The sequence below is a fragment of the Erythrobacter mangrovi genome, assembly GCF_013260645.1.
Lineage (GTDB): Bacteria > Pseudomonadota > Alphaproteobacteria > Sphingomonadales > Sphingomonadaceae > Qipengyuania > Qipengyuania mangrovi.
Genome location: NZ_CP053921.1, coordinates 2,135,827 through 2,155,190 on the forward strand (window position 1 = coordinate 2,135,827; position 19,364 = coordinate 2,155,190).

At 63.1% G+C, this 19,364-nt stretch carries 20 protein-coding genes; 11 read left to right on the forward strand and 9 right to left on the reverse strand.

Annotation, left to right across the window (positions count from 1 at the left end; all coding sequences use genetic code 11):
• The first annotated feature begins 82 nt into the window (after positions 1–82).
• From HQR01_RS10850 to HQR01_RS10875, 6 genes are all read left to right on the forward strand, one after another.
• On the forward strand, positions 83–1,063 hold the full coding sequence (locus tag HQR01_RS10850) for a bifunctional helix-turn-helix transcriptional regulator/GNAT family N-acetyltransferase (protein WP_173214884.1): 981 nt from the start codon (positions 83–85) through the stop codon (positions 1,061–1,063).
• Positions 1,064–1,102: 39 nt separating this feature from the next.
• Positions 1,103–1,717, forward strand: a complete 615-nt coding sequence (locus HQR01_RS10855) for a DUF2238 domain-containing protein (RefSeq protein ID WP_173214885.1) — start codon at positions 1,103–1,105, stop codon at positions 1,715–1,717.
• A gap of 370 nt (positions 1,718–2,087) precedes the next feature.
• Positions 2,088–3,791, forward strand: coding sequence for a 30S ribosomal protein S1 (gene rpsA / locus HQR01_RS10860; protein WP_173214886.1), 1,704 nt, complete (start codon positions 2,088–2,090; stop codon positions 3,789–3,791).
• A 131-nt stretch (positions 3,792–3,922) separates the two neighbouring features.
• Positions 3,923–4,678 (forward strand): hydroxyacylglutathione hydrolase, encoded by a 756-nt coding sequence (gene gloB, locus HQR01_RS10865; protein ID WP_173214887.1) that lies wholly within the window; start codon positions 3,923–3,925, stop codon positions 4,676–4,678.
• A gap of 2 nt (positions 4,679–4,680) precedes the next feature.
• Positions 4,681–5,007 (forward strand): DOPA 4,5-dioxygenase family protein, encoded by a 327-nt coding sequence (locus HQR01_RS10870; RefSeq protein WP_173214888.1) that lies wholly within the window; start codon positions 4,681–4,683, stop codon positions 5,005–5,007.
• A gap of 1 nt (position 5,008) precedes the next feature.
• Positions 5,009–5,983, forward strand: a complete 975-nt coding sequence (locus HQR01_RS10875; protein ID WP_173214889.1) for an NADPH:quinone oxidoreductase family protein — start codon at positions 5,009–5,011, stop codon at positions 5,981–5,983.
• A 69-nt stretch (positions 5,984–6,052) separates the two neighbouring features.
• On the opposite strand, the gene HQR01_RS10880 is transcribed toward HQR01_RS10875, so the two are convergent.
• The 8 genes from HQR01_RS10880 to HQR01_RS10915 all read right to left on the reverse strand — a co-directional run bounded on the left by HQR01_RS10880 (position 6,053) and on the right by HQR01_RS10915 (position 12,701).
• On the reverse strand, positions 6,053–6,625 hold the full coding sequence (locus tag HQR01_RS10880) for a F0F1 ATP synthase subunit B family protein (RefSeq protein ID WP_173214890.1): 573 nt from the start codon (positions 6,623–6,625) through the stop codon (positions 6,053–6,055).
• Positions 6,618–7,112: a F0F1 ATP synthase subunit B family protein gene (locus tag HQR01_RS10885; protein WP_173214891.1), complete on the reverse strand. Its 495-nt coding sequence runs from the start codon at positions 7,110–7,112 to the stop codon at positions 6,618–6,620. The genes HQR01_RS10880 and HQR01_RS10885 overlap by 8 nt, the downstream gene beginning before the upstream one ends.
• Positions 7,113–7,193: 81 nt before the next feature.
• Positions 7,194–7,421: a F0F1 ATP synthase subunit C gene (locus HQR01_RS10890; protein WP_040964046.1), complete on the reverse strand. Its 228-nt coding sequence runs from the start codon at positions 7,419–7,421 to the stop codon at positions 7,194–7,196.
• A 40-nt stretch (positions 7,422–7,461) separates the two neighbouring features.
• Positions 7,462–8,250 (reverse strand): F0F1 ATP synthase subunit A, encoded by a 789-nt coding sequence (locus HQR01_RS10895; protein WP_267905490.1) that lies wholly within the window; start codon positions 8,248–8,250, stop codon positions 7,462–7,464.
• A 57-nt stretch (positions 8,251–8,307) separates the two neighbouring features.
• A complete protein-coding gene (locus HQR01_RS10900) occupies positions 8,308–8,628 on the reverse strand; it encodes an AtpZ/AtpI family protein (RefSeq protein ID WP_173214892.1) in 321 nt (106 codons plus the stop codon).
• A 175-nt stretch (positions 8,629–8,803) separates the two neighbouring features.
• On the reverse strand, positions 8,804–9,196 hold the full coding sequence (locus HQR01_RS10905) for a YdbL family protein (RefSeq protein ID WP_407644591.1): 393 nt from the start codon (positions 9,194–9,196) through the stop codon (positions 8,804–8,806).
• An 11-nt stretch (positions 9,197–9,207) separates the two neighbouring features.
• Complete coding sequence (locus HQR01_RS10910) at positions 9,208–9,375, reverse strand: YnbE family lipoprotein (protein WP_234030141.1); 168 nt, start codon at positions 9,373–9,375, stop codon at positions 9,208–9,210.
• Positions 9,376–9,467: 92 nt separating this feature from the next.
• On the reverse strand, positions 9,468–12,701 hold the full coding sequence (locus HQR01_RS10915) for an intermembrane phospholipid transport protein YdbH family protein (protein ID WP_234030142.1): 3,234 nt from the start codon (positions 12,699–12,701) through the stop codon (positions 9,468–9,470).
• 36 nt (positions 12,702–12,737) lie between these two features.
• Between HQR01_RS10915 and radC the strand changes: the two genes are divergently transcribed.
• The gene (radC, locus tag HQR01_RS10920; RefSeq protein ID WP_173214894.1) at positions 12,738–13,472 is read left to right on the forward strand and encodes a RadC family protein; all 735 of its coding nucleotides are present in this window, start codon (positions 12,738–12,740) and stop codon (positions 13,470–13,472) included.
• 7 nt (positions 13,473–13,479) lie between these two features.
• On the opposite strand, the gene HQR01_RS10925 is transcribed toward radC, so the two are convergent.
• Positions 13,480–16,266, reverse strand: a complete 2,787-nt coding sequence (locus HQR01_RS10925) for a DUF3857 domain-containing protein (RefSeq protein WP_173214895.1) — start codon at positions 16,264–16,266, stop codon at positions 13,480–13,482.
• Between the two features lie 208 nt (positions 16,267–16,474).
• Between HQR01_RS10925 and purB the strand changes: the two genes are divergently transcribed.
• Genes purB through HQR01_RS10945 form a run of 4 tightly spaced genes read left to right on the forward strand, consistent with a single transcriptional unit; the run spans position 16,475 to position 19,360 of the window.
• Entirely contained in the window at positions 16,475–17,785 is a 1,311-nt protein-coding gene (gene purB, locus HQR01_RS10930) for an adenylosuccinate lyase (RefSeq protein WP_173214896.1), read from the forward strand.
• A 57-nt stretch (positions 17,786–17,842) separates the two neighbouring features.
• Positions 17,843–18,175, forward strand: a complete 333-nt coding sequence (locus HQR01_RS10935) for a LapA family protein (RefSeq protein ID WP_173214897.1) — start codon at positions 17,843–17,845, stop codon at positions 18,173–18,175.
• Between the two features lie 7 nt (positions 18,176–18,182).
• Positions 18,183–18,857, forward strand: coding sequence for an orotidine-5'-phosphate decarboxylase (gene pyrF, locus HQR01_RS10940; protein ID WP_173214898.1), 675 nt, complete (start codon positions 18,183–18,185; stop codon positions 18,855–18,857).
• Complete coding sequence (locus HQR01_RS10945; RefSeq protein WP_325064504.1) at positions 18,854–19,360, forward strand: GNAT family N-acetyltransferase; 507 nt, start codon at positions 18,854–18,856, stop codon at positions 19,358–19,360. The genes pyrF and HQR01_RS10945 overlap by 4 nt, the downstream gene beginning before the upstream one ends.
• The last annotated feature ends 4 nt before the right edge of the window (positions 19,361–19,364 follow it).

Below are 19,364 nucleotides of genomic sequence, written 5' to 3' on the forward strand. Positions count from 1 at the left end.
CCCGGTTGTGGGCGCGGTGCCCTTGCATAGATCCATTTGCCTTTCTATAACGCGTTATATAACGTGGTATAGGATATGTGACATGGTCGACGTCGTCGCGCAGATGGGACCTGCTTTCCTGGGCAGTCGATTGAAACGGCTTGGCGAGCGGATGCAGGCAAGCGCCGCCACGGTTATCGCCGAGGCGGGGCTCCCGCTGCAGCCCGGGCATATGGCAATCATGGCTGCCCTGCGCACAGGTGCAAAATCCATCGGGCAGCTGGCCGAAGCGAGCGGCACCAGCCAGCCTGGCATTACTCGCACCGTAGGTCAGCTTCGAAAACTGGGCGTCGTCGCCGATACCGCCTGCGCCGACCAGCGGAGCCGGACGGTCGCATTGACGCCCACGGGCGAGCAAATGGCGCGGACTATCGCGTCGGAGGTCTGGCCCCGCGTCGGCATGGCGGCCGAGGAAATCCTCGCGCAGCTTGACGGCGACTTCCTGCGCCAGCTGGCCGTGATCGAAGCTGCCCTTGCCGAAGCCTCGATCGCCGAACGCGCCGCGCGTGCGACCCCCGGCAAGCTTTCGCTGCGTGAATTCGACGATGACCTCGCGGGGGAGTTCCACGACATCAATGCCGAGTGGATCGAGGCCATGTTCACGCTGGAAGATACCGATCGCGAAGTGCTCGAAAACCCGCGGGCGAAGATCGTCGATCCGGGCGGCGACGTCCTTTTCGTCGAAGCGGCCGGCCTCGGTGTCGTCGGCACCTGCGCGCTCCAGAAGACCGGGCCGGGCGCCTTTGAGCTGACCAAGATGGGCGTCCGCGAAAGCGCGAGGGGCCTGAAGGCGGGCGAGTTCCTGCTCGGAGGCATGATCGAGCGTGCCAGGCAGCTTGGTGCCGAAGAGCTGTACCTCCTCACCAACAGCAAATGCGCCCCGGCCATCCATCTCTACGAGAAGCTCGGCTTCGCGCATGATGCGGACATCATGGCCAAATACGGTGCCCGCTATGAACGCTGCAATGTGGCGATGCGCTACGTCGGTGACTGGCCCTTGCCCACCTGTCACAGCTGCGGATAAGCCCTGTGCCATCGGTCGCGATGACGGGGGTATGACGGCATGCAAGGCTATCGTTCGCGACTGATCGCGCTGACCGCAGTCTGGTTCGCGGCGTTCGTCGCGTCTGGCTGGGCGCCATATGACCGCGGAACCTGGCTGATGGAGGTGGCCCCGGCACTGATCGCGCTGCCGATCCTGTGGGTCAGTGCCAAGCGCTTCCCGCTGACTACGCTGGCGCTTGCGCTGATCGGCTTCCACGGACTCGTGCTGATGCTTGGTGGCGCCTATACCTATGCCCGCGTTCCGCTTGGCTTCGCGGTGCAGGATTGGCTCGATCTCGCCCGCAATCCCTATGATCGCTTCGGGCATTTCATCCAGGGCTTCGTCCCGGCCATTGTGCTGCGCGAATTGCTGGTGCGGTTCGGTGGGCTACGCCGTGGCCTTTTGCTTACCGTGCTGGTGCTCGCCTGCGCTCTCGCAGTAAGCGCCACTTACGAACTGATCGAATTCGGGGCGGCGATGGCGCTGGGTCAGGGCGCCGACGAATTCCTCGGCACACAAGGCGATCCCTGGGATACGCAGTGGGACATGCTGATGTGCGTAATTGGTGCCGCCATTGCCCTGTTGTTGCTCACAAAACTGCATGACCGGCAGCTCGACGCACAGGCCGCCTAGCAAACCGTTTTCCTACTTGCGTCCAACAGTGGCAGACCGGTCCGCATGGCGCATCCGGCAGGTCGAAACACAAGCAATTCCGCCATTCCTGCGGCTTGTGCCTGCCCAGCGAGATTGTCGTTCCGGACCCTGTTCCATGTGTTCCATCCTGTAGGGCTCGCACCCCGCAATTTGCTTGCCTTCCACCCTCGTTTCGCCTAGGCGCGCGCCCGTTCTCGCAATCTTTGGATTGGAAGGACCTTCGCGGCGGCATGCGGCCTCGCGGAGACAACGGCCCTCTTGCCCCGTTAGCCCCGCAATGGTGCGGGAGACGGAGAAAGACCCCGGACAAACCGGTGGCCGGTAGCAAAACGATCGAAGGACTATTCACATGGCAACCTCTGCCAACCCTACCCGCGATGATTTCGCGAAGATGCTCGACGAGCAGCTCGGTGGCGCCGATGACGGCGGCTTCGAGGGTCGCGTCGTCAAGGGCACCGTTACCGCCGTCGAGAACGGCTATGCAATGATCGACGTCGGCCTGAAGAGCGAAGGCCGCATCGACATCAAGGAATTCCTCCGTGGCGAAGGCGACGCGGCACCGGCAGTCGGTGACGAAGTCGAAGTCTTCGTCGACCGCGTCGAGAACGCCGACGGCGAAGCCATGCTGTCGCGCGACCGCGCCCGCCGCGAAGCCGCCTGGGACAAGCTTGAAAGCGAGTTCGGCGAAGGCAAGCGCGTCGACGGCCGCATCTTCGGCCGCGTCAAGGGCGGCTTCACCGTCGACCTCGATGGCGCCGTGGCCTTCCTGCCCGGTTCGCAGGTCGATATCCGTCCGGTGCGCGACGTCGCCCCGCTGATGGACATGACCCAGCCCTTCCAGATCCTCAAGATGGACCGTCGCCGCGGCAATATCGTCGTTTCGCGCCGCGCCGTGCTTGAAGAAACCCGCGCCGAACAGCGCAGCGAGCTGATCGACAAGCTGACCGAAGGCCAGGTGATCGACGGCGTCGTCAAGAACATCACCGATTACGGCGCCTTCGTCGACCTCGGCGGCATCGACGGCCTGCTGCATGTCACCGACATGAGCTACAAGCGCGTCAACCACCCGAGCGAGATGATCGAGATCGGCCAGTCGGTCACCGTCCAGATCATCCGCATCAACGAAGACACGCAGCGCATCAGCCTCGGCATGAAGCAGCTCGAGAGCGATCCGTGGGATGGCGTCGCCGCCAAGTATCCGGTCGGCCTGAAGATGTCGGGTACCGTCACCAACATCACCGAATACGGCGCCTTCGTCGAAATCGAGCCGGGCATCGAAGGCCTGGTCCACGTTTCGGAAATGAGCTGGACCAAGAAGAACGTCCACCCGGGCAAGATCGTTTCGACCTCGCAGGAAGTCGAAGTGATGGTGCTGGAAGTCGACAGCGACAAGCGCCGCATCTCGCTCGGCCTCAAGCAGGCCCAGCGCAACCCGTGGGAAGAGTTCGCCGAGAAGCACCCGGTTGGCTCGAAGGTCACCGGCGAAGTCAAGAACGCGACCGAGTTCGGCCTGTTCATCGGCCTCGATGGCGACGTCGACGGCATGGTCCACATGTCGGACATCGCCTGGGGCATCTCGGGCGAAGACGCGCTGGCCCTGCACCGCAAGGGTGAGCAGGTCGATGCCGTCGTTCTCGACGTCGATGTCGAGAAGGAACGCATCAGCCTCGGCATGAAGCAGCTCGAAAAGGGTGCTCCGACCGAAGCCGGCGCTGGCAGCAGCCTGCGCAAGAACGAGGTGGTCACTGTGACCGTGCTCGAAGTGCGCGACGGCGGCCTCGAAGTGCAGGTTGGCGAAGACGGTGCGACCGGCTTCATCAAGCGTTCGGACCTCGGCCGCGACCGCGACGAGCAGCGCCCTGACCGCTTCCAGCCCGGCCAGAAGGTCGACGCCATGGTCACCGGCTTCGACCGTTCCAAGAAGCCCAACTTCTCGATCAAGGCTCGCCAGATCCACGAAGAGAAGGAAGCCGTGGCACAGTTCGGCTCGTCCGATTCGGGTGCGTCGCTGGGCGACATCCTCGGCGAAGCGCTGAAGGCGAAGAAGGACTAAGCTCCTTCCGACCCATCCAGGGTAATCGGAAAGGCCCGCTTGCGAGACCCGCAGGCGGGCCTTTCCTACATGTAGGATCGCGCCTAGGCTGCCGCCCCCACGAAGCAACGCGATAGGGCAACACGACTGCCATGCTAGAGATCCACCAGTTCCCCTGCCTGTCCGACAATTACGGCTACCTCGTCCACGATCCCGCAAGCGGCGAAACCGCGGCGATCGACACGCCCGACGGAGCAGAATATCTGCGCCAGGCCGAAGCCAAGGGCTGGACGATCACCCAGATCTGGAACACCCACTGGCACCCCGACCATGCGGGCGGGAACCAGGCCATCGTCGATGCAACCGGCGCGACCGTGATCGCTCCGCAGGAAGTCGAGCGAATTTCCCCGATCGACCGTGTCGTCGGCAATGGAGACGCGGTCATGCTGGGGGACTGGCAGGCACGCGTGATCGACGTGTCGGGCCACACCAACGGCCACATCGCCTACCACATCGCCAAGGCCGACGTGGCTTTCGTGGGCGACAGCGTGTTTGCTCTGGGTTGCGGGCGCATGTTCGAAGGCCAGCCCGAACAATTCTGGCACAGCCTCGACCGCATCCGGCAGCTGCCTGACAACACGCTGCTCTATTGCGCACACGAATACACCGCGTCGAACGCAAGGTTCGCGGTTCATGCCGATCCCGATAATGCCGAGCTGCGGCTCTATGCCGCACAGGTGGAGGAAAAGCGCGCCAAGGGACTTCCGACCGTACCCACCGTGCTGTCGCGCGAACTGATCACCAATCCCTTCCTGCGCGCCGACAGCGCCGATCTGCGCGATCGCTGGGGCGGCACCAGCCCGGCGGAAACCTTTGCCGCCTTGCGCGCCGCCAAGGACAATTTTTGACCGTGCCGATCAAAGGATATCACGCGCACATCTACTTCGATCCCGCCGAGATCGAGGCCGCCCGCGCCTTCGCCAAGGCCGCGCAGAACGCATTTGGGATGCCAGTGGGGCATTTTCACACCTCACCGGTCGGCCCACATCCGCGCGGCTCATGCCAATTGTCGCTGCGGCCTGAGCAGTTCGCGCAGTTCGCCGTCTGGGCACCGGAGGCGCGTGGCGACCTGACGATCTTTGCGCATGGAGTGAGCGGAAACGATCTGGTCGACCACACGCGCTACGTCATCTGGTTCGGCCAGTCGGAAGCGCTCGATATGTCGGTGTTCGATTGATATGCGGGCACTGCAGGTAGGCCGTCTATCCCCCGACCTTTCGGGCGCGGAACTCGTCGAGATCGATATTCCGTCACCGAAGATCGGCGAAGTGCTCGTCCAGGTGCGAGCGGCGTCGCTCAACTATCCCGACCTGCTGATGACGCAGGGCAAGTATCAGTTCAAACCCGAGCTACCCTTCGTCTCGGGCCTGGAGATGGCCGGAGAAGTGGTCAAGGCGGGCCCAGAGACAGGGTTCGCCGTCGGTGACCGTGTCATGGGCGGCGCGAAGACCGGCGCCTTCGCCGAATACGTCGCATTACCCGCCGCATCGGTCCGGCCAATTCCCGCCGGACTCGATTTCACCGCCGCCGCTTCGATGGGGGCGGCCTATCACACCGCCTATGTCGCACTGGTCGAACTGGGGCAATTGCAGGCAGGCCAGACTGTGCTGGTGCATGGGGCCAGTGGCGGTGTTGGGCTTGCCGCCTGCGACCTGGCCAAGGCCCTGGGCGCCACGGTGATTGCCGCCACACGGCGTGGCGACAAGCTCTACCCATTGGCACGGACCGCAAAGTCCGACGCCGCGATCCTCAACACCGGTCGCTTCCGCGAACAGGTCGCCGAACTGACCGACGGGCGGCTGTGCGACCTCGTGTTTGACCCGGTGGGTGGCAACGTGTTCGACGAAAGCACGCGTTGTGTGACGTTTGGCGGCAAGCTGCTGGTGATCGGTTTCGTCGCCGGCAGGATTCCGGAGATCGCGGTCAATATTCCGCTGATTAAGGGCTTCTCTGTCGTCGGCGTACGCGCAGGTGAATATGCGCGGCGCTTCCCCGAACGCGGCAAGCGCATCGCGGAAGAGCTGGCTGTCCTGGTGAACGAAGGCCGCATCACCCCGCATGTCGACCGTGTCCTCCCCCTCGACCGCTGGCGCGAGGCTTTCGAGGCGATGCGCCAAGGCGAAGTCATCGGGAAAATCGTAATCGAGCCCTGATACGGACCGGAGAATCGAAAAGGGCGGCCCCGCAGGACCGCCCCCTCAAATGCTCTTTGACAAGCGACTTCAGATGTCGGCAATGACCTTGTCGGCCAGCGCCTTGTCGGCAGCGGCATCATGCTTGTCGGCAATCAGCTTGCGGCTCGCGGCGGTCGCGGCGCTAACGGCACGGTTGCGCACATCCTCGATGGCTTCGCGCTCGGCGGCGGCGATCTTGTCCTCGGCCATGCGCTTGCGGCGCTCGACCATCGCCTTGCTGTCGCTCTCTGCCTTGGCGAGGATTGCGTCAGCTTCGTGCTGCGCGTTGGCCAGCATCGCTTCGGCGTCCTTCTCGGCCCCGGCAATCTTCGCGGCGTATTCGTCACGCAGCGTCTCTGCCTCGGCGCGCAGCGCCTTGGCTTCGTCGAGCTGCTGCTTGATCGCCGCGATCTTGTTGTCGAGACCGCCGCCGATCGACTTGTGTACCTTCGCACCGAAGATCGCGATCAGCAGGAAGACTGCCATCGCCACCGACACGACCTGGAAGGGCGCGAGTCCCCACAGTTCCGGTTCGACGTGCTGCACTTCGGCACCATGCCCTTCCTGGACTAGGGCCTCGGCGCTTTCGGTGGCGAGGATTTCAGGGGCTTGCTCAGCCATTGCTCATCGCCTCCTTGACCGCCTTCGCAGCAGCGGGTTTCGTGACCTTCACGCCAGCCAGGCGCGACACGATGTCCTGAGCTGCCTCAACCGCCACCGATTCCACCTCGGTCAGCGCAGCAGCGCGCGCCTCGGCAATACGGGTTTCGGCATCAGCCAGCTTGGTGTCGAGACGCTTCTGCGCCGCAGCGATGGTCTTTTCAGACTTCGCCGCAGCATTGGCCTTGGCCTTGGCCACAAGTGCCTGAGCAGCGGCGCGGTTTTCGTTCTCGCGTACCCGCCAGGCTTCTTCCTGCGCGTCGGCGGCGTCGCGCGCAGCGCGGGCCGCGGCGAGGTCGCCTGCGATCTGCTCGTCGCGCTGGGCCACCGTCGCCATAACCTTGGGCACCATGCCCCGGCCAATGACGAAAAAGGTGAAGCCGAAGAACACGAACAACCAGAACAGTTGGCTGGACCAGGTTTCGGCAAGCTGTGCTATCTGTGGCATTGCAGCTCTCGAAAGGCGGATACGGGAAACTGGAAGGTCGGCCGGAGATAATCCCCGGCCGACCGCAAGTCGTGATCTGTCTTAGGCGACGAAGATCAGGATCATCGCAACGACGAACGCCAGCAGGCCGAGAAGTTCGGCAGCGGCGAAGCCGATGAACAGACGACCCTGCTGGCCATCAGCGGCACCCGGGTTGCGCAGCGCGCTCTCAAGGAACGAACCGAAGACGTTACCCACGCCGATAGCGGCCATGCCGGCACCGATCGCGGCGAGGCCCGCACCAACCAGCTTTGCAGCTTCTACTTCCATGACAAACTCCTTTGGGAAAACAGATGTATTGAGACGAAACTTAGTGAAGGTTCTCGGCGTCGTTGATGTACAGCGAGGTCAACAGCGCGAAGACATAGGCCTGGATGCCCGACACCAGCAGCTCAAGCGCGCAGATACCGATCATCAGGAGGAAACTGGGCAAGCCCACGACCCCGCCCCACAGCACGCCGGCGTTGGTACCGTCGATGACGAAGCTCGACAGCACTTCAAGCAGCACGTGACCGGCCATCATTGCGACGAACAGTCGCAGGCCGAGGCTGAAGGGACGGATCATAAACGAGATGAATTCGATCGCCGCGATGGCAGGGATCATCGGCAGCGGCGTGCCGTGGGGCACGAACAGGCTGAAGAAGTGCAAGCCGTGCTTCCAGAAACCGACGATCAGCACAATCGAGAAAGAAAGGATCGCCAGCGCACCGGTGATCGTGAAATGGCTGGTGAAGGTGAACGGATGGAGGCCGATCACGCCAAGCGGCAGCAGGCCCAGCAGGTTCGCGAACAGGATGAACATGAACAGGCTGAAGACGTAGGGCACGTACTTGCGCCCTTCCTTGCCAATATTGGCTTCCAGCATGGAGTCGATGAAACCGGTGAAGGTCTCCACTGTCATCTGCCAGCGCCCGGGAACGAGTTCGCGCTTCATCCCGCCAAGCACGAAGAGGAACAGCACCACGGTAGTGATGAGCATCCACAGCGCGCTGTTGGTGAAGGCGATATTGTAGCCCGCAATCTCCCAGTTCGCCGAACCCAGCATGGGCTCGATCGTAAACTGGTGCATCGGGTCGACTTTGGCCTGTTCGGCTGCCACGTCCGGTAAGTCCCTAATCCATGTAAACAGCGCCCCGCAAATCCCGGAAATCCGGTCTTATTCGTCGGGACGCTGATTTGCCGCGCGGATAATGTTCCTGAAAGCCACCCCGATCCCAAGGAACAGGCCGACTAACAGACCCCAGGGATTGGTGCCGGTAAAATAGCCAATGGCATACCCGATCACCGTTCCGCCGAGGAGCCCCCCTAGCAGGTCCGCCAGCACCTTGTTGCCACTGCGATAGTTCGCGTCTGGCCCCGATACCTGCGGGCGGTTGCGCTCCTCTTCACGCTGCTGTGCGGCCTTGAGCCGCGCCTCCAGCGCATCGATCCGCGCATCCTCCTGGATGGGCTCCCGTGCAGGTTTGTCGTCGCTCATGCCTTGCTCCTTTTGAGGGGGTTGCGCGGCACGGGCACGGACTTGCCCGCCGAGGGCGCCGCCCCCTTAGAAGGGGGGCATGGGCGAGTCAACACGCCAGACCCCCTTCTCGGTCGCTATTGTCCAAAAGCAAGGTCCTGCGGCCTCGCTGCCATGGCGGCGCTACTCGATCGGATCAAGGACAGCGCGAATCGCGCATCGGCGCGCCAGCACCGCGCGTAGCCCAGGTGCCATCAGGCGCCTGGTACTTTTCGCCCGGCACCGTCGCCAGGATTGCCTGGCAGCCAGCGGTGAGAGCATATTCCTCAAGCGTGGCGTTGGTGGCCTTGGCACGCTCCGAATAGACTGCGCGGCGCTTGATGTTGATGTCGTTGACGATCCGACGCAGCTCAGGGGTCTCTGCCCCGACGATGCCGAGGTAGCCGTCCATCTTCTCACCCACCTGGCCGGCGGAACGCGCGGCGGCGTAGGCAGGATCACGCTGGGCATAGGCCGGGACGGCGATGCCGCTCAGGGCGGTCGCAAGCAAGGTGCCGGTCAGCATCGCTTTGGTCAGTCGCTTGGTCATTCGATCACCCATCAGAAGATATCCGCATTTTCCTCGATCGTGTTCCCCGCATCCTCGGCGAGGCGGTAGATCACTTCCTGGCGGATGTTGACGTTGAGCTCGATCACAATCGGCTCTTCGGGGGCATTGATAGTTATGCACCCGGCAAGCGCGAACGGGATCAGGCCCGCAGCTCCCATCCATTTCGTACCGCGTCTGCTCCGGATCCCCTGCATGACAGGGAATGTCGCAGCGCCGACGCGGTCCGTCAATTCAAGCGGATTCATAAGCCTCACTCGCTTTCCTGCGGCTGAATGGGTGATTCATCCGGAATCAGGTCTTCCGGCTCGATTTTCGGGGTTGCATCCTCGCCAGACACCTCGCGGCGGATGAAGCGCTTGCCGTCATCGGACAGCAAGCCCAGTTCGCGTGGGTCGCGCACTGCGGCGGGATCGTAGAGCGACTTCAGGCTGGTGAGCAGCTGGTAGAATTGCGCCTTGATATTGACGCGGAACTGCAGCGGCAGCCCGGCCAGGCGCCTGGTAACGAAATTGGATTTGGCCCCTTCACCCTGGTTCACACCGTCGAAGCGCACGCGGGTCACAATTTCACCAATCAACGGACCTTCCATGATGACCCGCATCTGGCGATAGTCGAGGCTCCTCAACGCATCGAATGCGAAATTCGCGATCGGCGAAAGGTCTTCGTAGGTGAGTTCCCCGACATAGGAGAGGTTCCCTCCGGGCGGGCGTGAGATCAGCACACCGGTTTCGATCTGCCCATTTCCATTGGCGTCGAATACGATCGGTACCGTACCGTCGAACACACCGGTTGCAGAGATGTTCTCCAGCTCCATCTGCTGGACGAACTGAGCGGCTTCGAGCCCGACGATCTCAAAGATATAACGCCGCTCTTCGCTGACCCCAAAATTGAAATCGACGCTGCGCAGGATCAGACGCCCACCCATGAACGGCCAGCTCCCGCCAGCAACGGTCAACACCTTGCCGTCGCGCAGCTCGAAATCAACCTCGCCGTCCAGCACCTCGACGCCGGGATTGATCGACGCGACGTAGAGTTTCTGGCCCGGCTTGGTGGTCAGGCTGAGGAGATCGGTAAATTCAATCTGTCCGCTCGCGCCATTGACCGGACCGAAGGCCGCAGCGAAGTCCAGACCCTCACTGCCAAATGTGCCTGAGCTGGTAATTCCACCCTCGGCATCCCAGTCGATACGTCCCTTCCCGCTTACGATACCATCAGCATTGGCGATGACGCCAAGCGCAAGGTGAGACAACTCATCCGGCTGCAAACCTTCATCGAATTTGAGGTTCGGCACCAGCAAGTCGGCATGGCCCGCTGCACTTGCAAGATTGTGGCGGATATCCGCCACCCCAACCAGGCGATCGCTCGCCGGGTGACGCATTTCCGCATTGGCATCGATCACGTTATCTCGCAGTGCCAGCGTCGCACCGCGCGCTACCAGCGCTTCGAACCGCGCCGACCGCTGGCGATCGGTAAGTCGAAACGACGCGTCGAAAATCGACAGCTGGCCATCCGCGTAATCCCACGTCCCCGCGCCATCGCTGATATCGAGGGGGACAGCCGCGAGCTTCACTTCGGCCTCGCTGAAGGTTCCCGCGATTCCTTTATCCAGGAACGCATCGATGTTCGAAATGCGGAACCGGCTTGCGGTGTCGATCGGCCCGAGCGTTACATCGATTGCCCGCGCCGTCATCGCGCCAGGATAGGCAAAGCCGATCGGGCCCGAGGCCAGGCGGATCGGTGTTTCACCGAGGAACCCTTCGAGATCGATCGAGGGCAGGCCAGCGGCAATCCGCAGGCCCCCTGCACCACTGGAAAGGATCGGTTTGCCACGCGGTGGGCAGAGCTGGAGGCTGCGTCGCTCAAAACGCAGGTTGGCCATCTCGAGGCGGTCGAAGTCGACATCGGTGCAGGCGCTCCAGAGTGCCAGCGTCCCTCCCGGGGACCAACTGCCATCGACCGGGATCCTCAGGTTTGAAGCCGCCCCGCCCGGCAAGGGACCGCTCGCCACGACCTGCCCGGCGAAGCGCAAGGCACCGGCGGCAGACTGCCGCATGACCATTCGTGGTACGGCGAGCGACGCCTCACCGGCCGCATAACGCTCCATCGCCAGACTGAACTCAACGGCGCCACCGGGAGCACGCTCCATCCGTCCGGCAATGCGAGGAAGGTTCGCACCACCCATCGCGATATTGCCGGCGATCCGGGGAGGAGACTTGCCATCGCTGGCAATCTCGACGCGCGACAGGGATACGATCCGCCCACCGCTGCCACCGCGAAGTTCGGCACTGGGGATCAGCACAGCCAGCCGTTCAACACCCTTCCGCACGCGGATATCGGCGGCCAGGGCACTGCCCCTCGTCTCGGCCTGGAGGGCGCGGCCGATCTGGCTGGCGAGCGGTGCCAACAGTGTGCCCTCACCCGACGCGACCATGTCATTGATCACCCCAATCAGTTTTGGACCAAGCCGCAGGCCATTGCCTTCGACCTGGCTGTCGATCTCAAGCTTGCGCAAATCGGCGCTACCGCGCGCCTGACCCTCTGCGGTCAAAACCGCCGCCGCTACCTGCGGCGAAGACGCCCCACGCCCTGCCAGTGAGAACCGGCCCGATGCTGCACCTTCCCGCAGCTGCGCGTGGATCGATCCGGTCAATCCGCTGATGACATAGTCGGCATGGCGGGTCTCCCCACCGTCCAGCCGTGCATCCAGCGTTGGATTGGCCAGCTCCTTGTCCAGGCTCACTTCGAGCGCGGCAGCGTAGTTGGCGATCGTCAAACCACTCTCCACGCAGTCTAGCGAAGACAGCCGAAGAGGGCCCGAAAAGGATGGAGCGCCGGCGCTGGTGGTGACCTTGCCGAAAACAGTCGCGTTGCGCCCGGTGCATCCCGGCAAGGCCAAGCGGGGGGCCGTCGCGGCGAAGATTCCCGCGAAACCGCTTCTTAGCGTGCCCTGCCCCTCCGACTTGAACCCGATTGGCCCCCAATCGGTTTCGATCAGCCCGCGCCCGTCACGGATCGCAAGCGAGAAGTCAGGCAAGGTTGGCGGCTGATCGCTTTCAGCGAAGATTACCCTGTCGAGCGTACCGAAGGTCAGCCGGCCGTCGCGGAAACTGCCATAAATGCGCGGTTCGGCCAGCGTAACCGAGCCGACCGTGGGAAGCCCCATCCCGTATTTCAGCGTCACCACCACACGCTTCGCAGTGAAGTCCGGTGCCGCCGGATCACCGATCACGAGATTGGACAGCACCTGCCGCCTGCCGGCGATACTGTCGATCTTGTAGCTAGCCGGGAGATCGTAGGCTTCGAGCTGATCGGCAATGATGTTGTCGGCGATACGCTCGCGCGAAAGCCAGGCAACGGCCAGGCCGACAAACAGGACCGCAATGAGCATTCCGGGGATCGCCCAGCGCTTCTTGCGCCACGGCGAACGGGAATCGCGTCGCATTACCTCGTCATGGAGCTGATCGTCGCTCGCGCCGCTTTCCATCGATCCCACACTTGCGCGCAAGCCGCGCCAAAGGCAATGCAAGTCACTGAAACGCAGAGGCTGGGGGTTTGGTTGCCGGATAGTGCGAATAATTCCTCGGCTCATGATGGCAGTGGCCATCGCGAGCGCTTGCGACAGCGCCTGTTGCAGGGTGGCGCCGAGGCGCTGGCCGATTACGAGTTGCTAGAGTTCCTGCTTTTCGCCGCCTTCAAGCGGGGCGATACAAAGGCGCTGGCAAAGTCCCTGATCGCGCAATTCGGTTCGCTTTCTGCCGTGCTGAACGCAGCACCTGCGAACTTGGCCCAAGTGAAGGGCATGGGCGAAACGAGTGCCGCTTCACTTTATGCGGTGGCGCTCGCTGCACGGCGCATGGCCCGTGGCGAGGTGGAGAACAAGACGGTCCTGGGAAGTTGGCAAGCCTTGCTCGACTATCTCGCGATCGACATGGCCCATCTGACCGTTGAGCGTGTCCGCGTGCTCTATCTCAACGCCCAGAACCGCCTGATCCTCGACCACCATGTCGGCGACGGATCAATCGACGAAGCCGCCATCCACCCGCGCGAAGTGATCCGCAAGGCATTCGATATCGGCGCGACCGCGCTGATCCTGGTCCACAACCATCCTAGCGGAAACCCGGAACCCAGCCGCGCCGACATCCAGATCACCCAACGCATCGCCGAAGCCGGGCGGTTGCTGGGCGTGACTGTCCACGATCACATCATTGTCGGGCGCCATGGCCACGTCTCACTGCGCGGCAAGGGCCTGATCTGACCGCGCCTCAGCGTTTCGGCGCGGTAATGCCGTAGCGTCGATAGCGGGTGGCAATGTCAGGCGAGAGCCGCAGCGCGTGCTCGATGTCCTTCTTGCCGTCTGGTTCCCCACGCCCAAGCCTGATGATCCCACGCAGGTACAGGCTCGCGGCCTGCCCCGGAGCCTTCTTGAGCGCCGCTTCCAGGTCCTCCAGCGCATCGTCCTCGCGCCCCAGCCGATGAAACACCAGCGCACGACTATCGAGGACCGCAGCAGAATAGTTGCCTGCCTTGACTGCCTTGTCGCAAAGCTGTTCGCCATCGTCGATGCGAAAGTTCCAGGTTCCGACGAACCAACATTGCGAATTGAGCAGCAGTTCGTCGCCCGGCCGTTCCGCAAGCGCATCTTCCAGCTTCTTCCAGGCTTCCTCGTTCCGGTCCGTGGATCCTGCGATCTCGGCGAAAACCTGGGCAATCTCGGACAACTCGTCGCCACTCACGTCGATAGCGTCGAGCACCGCGAGGCCTTCCTCGTCTCGACCCGCCAGTGCCAGCGCCCCTGCATAAGATGCGGCGCTCGCCAGATCACCCTTGAGTTCGTAGGCCATTCGGGCCGCTTCCGCAGCCTCGTCGAGCCGCCCTGCCTGCCGCAGTACTTCGGCCCGCGAGTCATAGGCATCAGCATCGCCAGCAATGGCAATCGCCTTGTCGATATCGGCCAGGGCCGACTTGTAGTCCCGGCCCAGCGAGTAGAGCGCACTGCGGAACTGGTAGTAACCTGCCTCATCGGGCAAGAGCTTGACCAAGGTATCCGTCGGCTCAATCAGCCCTTTCATGCGCTGGGCCAGCTCTGCGTCATCCAGTTCCCAATAGCGCCGAGGGTCCGTGATGCGGATCGACGGATCGGCGCTCGAAAGCGTACGCATCGCCGCCTTGGCCGCAGGGATATCCGCCGCGGCGATCTCCGATGGCACATAGCTCGACCAATCTTTGACCATCACACTGCTACCGTCGAAGACGAGATCGCGCTTGAAGCGGGTGCCGGCGACGACCTGTTCTTCGAGATTGCCGGTGCCCGTCAGCCCCGCCCCCTTCCCGCCATCGGGAAGCATGAAGATCACTTCCTCGGCGGAGGTCATCGGGCCACCGGTGCGGTAGGGAATGTCGCGCCACGCCGCGCGTCCCCGGTCGGGGTCGAACACCCAATTTGTGGTCGCGGTGTAAATTGTATGCGTCGCGACATCGCGTTCGATCCCGAACGGTTCCACCAAAATGCCTTTTGCGTTCAGCTTAGCGATGCCGGTTTCGGGGTCGTAGCTGTAGGCTGCGTCGTAGACGACGCTCTCGAAGACATCCTCGAGGTACTTTTGGGCATGGCCCAGGATCGTCTTGCGATCAGTTTCGGTAGCGCGCGCCGCCATGCGCGCGGCCAACACACCGCGGGTCTCCACCTCGATGTCGTAGAGCGCCGGCAGATCAACCCCGCGCGAGAAGTCATAGACGATACGGTAGGTACGATCGGCAACCTTCGGCCAGCGCTGTTCCAGCTTGATCAACTGCGAACCGCTCTCGCGGATCGGCAAGGCATATGCGAAATTGGGTACTTCCCACATCGTCTCGATCCGCGTCCCGGCGCTGGTCCCGTCAAGCCAGTAATCGGTGCCGTCGATGGTGGCCTTCACGAGGACGTGATCGAACGCACCCGGCAGCGGCTGCCATACGGATACGGCATCGCCATCCTGCGAGTTGACCATCGCCGCTTCCGCCTCGATATCGAGCGCGCGAAGCATGGCGAGCAGCAACAGCGTCTTGGCCTTGCAGTCGCCGTAACGCAGGGTCCATGTCTCGACCGGCGATTGCGGGAGGTAATTGCCCCCATCCATGCCGTTCATGAGGTAGTTGATCTCGTCCTGCACAGAGCGCAGCGCCAGCGCCGCGCGTTCCAGCGGATCGTCGGTCGCGTCCCGAATGCGCTCGACCTCAGCGGCAAGCGGAGTTCCGGCGGGGATGCTGCCTTCCGTCACATAGTGGGGCGCCATGACCGAAGCGACGTCGGACCAGGTCGCAAAGGTACCGGTCATGACCGCAGGCCGCACCCGGAACCGCGCCGGAGCGTCCTCCGGCATCTCCTCGACCTTGTCGATCGGCAGGATCAATTCGACTGTGCGGTAGCCATTGCGGTCCACCACCGTCGGATCCGGTGCTTGGCCCAGCATGGCATAGTGCACACCTGAATCGCTGGGCCAGGACATGCGCAGGCGCCCGAAGCCAAGCCGCGTGGGCTTCGGAGTGAGTCCCTCGGTCGCCTGCATCGCCCCCGCCAGTGCCTGGTCGCGGCTGGTCGTGCTGCTGGAGAAGCGCAGTATGTCGCCCACCTTGATGCCGGGAACCTTGAACAAGGCCGTCAGCGCGCCATTCACCGTGCGTCGTTCAAGCTCGGTCTCGCGGCGGATGACCTCCGGTTGAACCCCTTCAGCGATCAGGTCGATCGCCTTACCGTCACGCACGATTTCAAGGCGATGAAGAATAAGATCGCCCTTGTCGGGCAACCAACCGAACTGGAGCGTGCCAAGCTTTGACAGGACATCGGCATTGCGGATGTCATAAGCCACATCGGTGTAGCGCTGGACCACGCCGTCTTCGAGACGCAGCTGTCGGTCGAAGATGACGATTTCTTCTTTCTTGGCGACTGCCGTGTCGAAATCGACCGGCACGACCCATTCCGGCGCCTTTTCGAACCGCACCGTTTCGCCTGCGATGGCGGGGCCGGCAATTACTATAGACGCGGCCGTCGCAAGAAAGAATCCAACCCTCACAGACATTTCTCCCCTTGTATTTTTTTCGGAGACTATACTTCGCCAATCGAATTGCAATCGGACTATCGCCGTCCAGGCACGTTTCGTCAGCGGGTGACGGTTGAACGATGGCACCGCCACCGACCCCGCAGGGTTGCGATTTCGTCGCTTCGCGCCTAGCGGCAGCGCCAAGTTTCCCGCCGACAGTCCAGCCGGAGTCCTTCTGCCCATGGTCCCTCGTTATGCCCGCCCCGAAATGACCGCGCTTTGGGAACCGGAAGCCAAGTATCGCATCTGGTTCGAGATCGAGGCGCATGCGACAGAAAAGCTGGGCGAACTGGGTGTGGTGCCGAAGAGCGCGGCCAAGGCGCTGTGGGACTGGTGGGCCACCAACCCGGTCATCGATGTCGACGCCATCGATGCGATCGAAGCCGTGACCAAGCACGATGTCATCGCCTTCCTCACCTGGGTGGCGGAGAATGTCGGCGACGAGGCCCGCTTCATGCATCAGGGCATGACCAGCAGCGACGTGCTCGATACGACACTGGCCGTACAACTGGCCCGCGCGTCGGACATCCTGCTGGCCGATCTCGACGCGCTGCTCGCCGCCATTCGGCGCCGCGCCGAAGAGCACAAATACACGTCGACCATCGGCCGCAGCCACGGCATCCATGCCGAGCCCGTGACCTTCGGCCTCAAACTGGCGCAGGCCTATGCCGAGTTCGATCGCTGCAAGACGCGGCTCCTTGCTGCCCGCGCCGAAATCGCGACCTGCGCGATCAGCGGCGCAGTCGGCACCTTCGCCAACATCGACCCATCGGTGGAAGAATACGTGGCCGAGAAGATGGGGCTGACGGTTGAGCCCGTTTCGACCCAGGTGATACCGCGCGACCGGCACGCCATGTATTTCTCCACCCTTGCGGTGATCGCTGGCTCGATCGAGCGGCTCGCGGTGGAGATCCGCCATCTGCAGCGCACCGAAGTGCTCGAAGCGGAGGAATATTTCTCGCCCGGCCAGAAGGGCTCGTCGGCGATGCCCCACAAGCGCAACCCGATCCTCACCGAGAACCTTACTGGCCAGGCGCGCATGATCCGCGCCTATGCCCTGCCCGCACTGGAGAACGTGGCGCTGTGGCACGAGCGAGACATCTCGCACTCGTCGGTTGAGCGCTTCATCGGTCCCGACGCCACGATCACCCTCGACTTTGCGCTCGCCCGCCTCACCGGAGTGGTCGACAAGCTGCTCGTCTATCCCGAGCGGATGCAGGCCAATATGGACCGCATGGGCGGCCTGATCCACTCGCAGCGCGTCCTGCTTGCCCTGACCCAGGCCGGGGTCAGCCGCGAAGACGCCTATCGCCTGGTGCAGCGCAACGCGATGAAGGTGTGGGAATCGGACGGCCGCCTGATGCTGCTCGACCTGCTCAAGCAGGATGGGGAAGTGACGGCTGCACTCTCAGCTCAGGAGCTCGAAGAGAAGTTCGACCTCGAATACCATTTCAAGCATGTCGACACGATCTTCGCGCGGGTGTTTGGCTAGACCTTTGTGTCTCCCCAGCCTAGCAAGGCTGCAAAGGCAAATTGGGGAGCTGATCGAATGCAGATAGTGCGCACTGTCGTCTGGACCCTGGTGCTGTTCGCGCTGCTTGCGTTCAGCTTCTTCAACTGGAGCCCGGTAGAGGTGCACCTGTGGTCCAACCTGGTGCTGGAAACCAAACTACCCGTGCTGGTCGTGGTATCGTTCCTGTTCGGGCTGCTGCCGATGTGGCTGATCCATCGCACCCAGAAATGGCGCATGAACCGCCGGGTGAGCGCGCTCGAGGCGGTCACCACCAAACTGGCAACCGCACAATCGCCCGCCAGCACGCCATCCGTGGCGAAGGCCGACCTGCCCCCCGAACCCACCAATCCTGTCGATCCGGAAAAATAAGCCCCACATGAGCAACCCGATCTACCTCGCACTTGACGTCCCCCGCCTGCGTGAGGGCATGGACCTTGCCCAGAAGGTCAAGGGTCACGTCGGTGGCATCAAGCTGGGGCTGGAATTCTTCTGCGCACATGGGGCGCACGGAGTTCACATGATCGGCCAGCTCGGCTTGCCGATCTTCCTCGACCTCAAGCTCCACGACATTCCCAACACAGTTGCCGGCGCGATGCAGGCAATCCACATGCTGGAACCTTCGATCGTCACCGTCCACGCCAGCGGCGGGCGGGCCATGCTGGAAGATGCCAAGGCCGCCGCCGGCGAACATACCCGCGTGGTCGGCGTGACCATGCTCACCAGCATGGACGAACGCGATCTCCAGCGAACCGGTATCGGCGGCACCGCGCATGACCACGTGATGCGCCTTGCCGAACTGGCACATGACGCGGGTCTCGACGGCATCGTCTGCTCGGGTCACGAGGTGAAGGCAGTCCACAACCAGTGGAAAGACGGCTTCTTCGTCGTCCCCGGCCTGCGCCCGGCGGGCGGCGCCGCGGGCGACCAGAAGCGGGTCGTCACTCCGCGTCAGGCTCGCGATGACGGGGCGAGCGTGTTGGTGATCGGTCGCCCGATCAGCCGCGCAGCCGATCCGGCACAAGCCGCGCGGGAGATCGAGGCGACACTTTGATCGCGATCGTCACGGCATCGCTCGAGGATGCCCCAGCCCTGAAAGAGCTTCTCGAAGCGGCGTACCGCGGGGACTCGGCGCGTCGCGGATGGAATCACGAGGCCGATATCCTCGACGACGAGCGGGTCGCACCCGGCGAAGTCGAACGATTGCTGGCCGATCCCGAAGTGACCATGCTGGTCGCGCGCGATGGCGACAAACTTGTCGGCTGCGTTGCAGTGACCCGGCGCGATCCGTCCTTGGCGTATCTCGGCATGTTGTGCGTGCTGCCCGACCTCCAATCTGCCGGCCTCGGGCGGCGATTGCTCGATGCGGCCGAAGACCATGCCCGCGCGAGCGGCATCCAGATCATGGAGATGACCGTAATCGACAGCCGCGACGTGCTGATCGCATGGTACGAGCGGCGCGGCTATGCCCGCACCGGCGAGACGCGTCCCTTCCCCGTGCCGCGCGATCCACCCATCACCTTCGTGGTGCTGGAAAAAACGCTCGCTGCAGCCTAGGTGC

Coding starts and splice junctions, on each gene's coding strand:
- HQR01_RS10875 (WP_173214889.1), top strand. CDS start 5,009: ATGCGGGCACTGCAGGTAGGCCGTCTATCCCCCGACCTTTCGGGCGCG.
- HQR01_RS10855 (WP_173214885.1), top strand. CDS start 1,103: ATGCAAGGCTATCGTTCGCGACTGATCGCGCTGACCGCAGTCTGGTTC.
- pyrF (WP_173214898.1), top strand. CDS start 18,183: ATGAGCAACCCGATCTACCTCGCACTTGACGTCCCCCGCCTGCGTGAG.
- HQR01_RS10890 (WP_040964046.1), bottom strand. CDS start 7,421: ATGGAAGTAGAAGCTGCAAAGCTGGTTGGTGCGGGCCTCGCCGCGATC.
- rpsA (WP_173214886.1), top strand. CDS start 2,088: ATGGCAACCTCTGCCAACCCTACCCGCGATGATTTCGCGAAGATGCTC.
- HQR01_RS10885 (WP_173214891.1), bottom strand. CDS start 7,112: ATGCCACAGATAGCACAGCTTGCCGAAACCTGGTCCAGCCAACTGTTC.
- radC (WP_173214894.1), top strand. CDS start 12,738: ATGCAAGTCACTGAAACGCAGAGGCTGGGGGTTTGGTTGCCGGATAGT.
- HQR01_RS10935 (WP_173214897.1), top strand. CDS start 17,843: ATGCAGATAGTGCGCACTGTCGTCTGGACCCTGGTGCTGTTCGCGCTG.
- HQR01_RS10880 (WP_173214890.1), bottom strand. CDS start 6,625: ATGGCTGAGCAAGCCCCTGAAATCCTCGCCACCGAAAGCGCCGAGGCC.
- gloB (WP_173214887.1), top strand. CDS start 3,923: ATGCTAGAGATCCACCAGTTCCCCTGCCTGTCCGACAATTACGGCTAC.
- HQR01_RS10915 (WP_234030142.1), bottom strand. CDS start 12,701: ATGGAAAGCGGCGCGAGCGACGATCAGCTCCATGACGAGGTAATGCGA.
- HQR01_RS10905 (WP_407644591.1), bottom strand. CDS start 9,196: ATGACCAAGCGACTGACCAAAGCGATGCTGACCGGCACCTTGCTTGCG.
- HQR01_RS10910 (WP_234030141.1), bottom strand. CDS start 9,375: ATGGGAGCTGCGGGCCTGATCCCGTTCGCGCTTGCCGGGTGCATAACT.
- HQR01_RS10850 (WP_173214884.1), top strand. CDS start 83: ATGGTCGACGTCGTCGCGCAGATGGGACCTGCTTTCCTGGGCAGTCGA.
- HQR01_RS10900 (WP_173214892.1), bottom strand. CDS start 8,628: ATGAGCGACGACAAACCTGCACGGGAGCCCATCCAGGAGGATGCGCGG.
- purB (WP_173214896.1), top strand. CDS start 16,475: ATGGTCCCTCGTTATGCCCGCCCCGAAATGACCGCGCTTTGGGAACCG.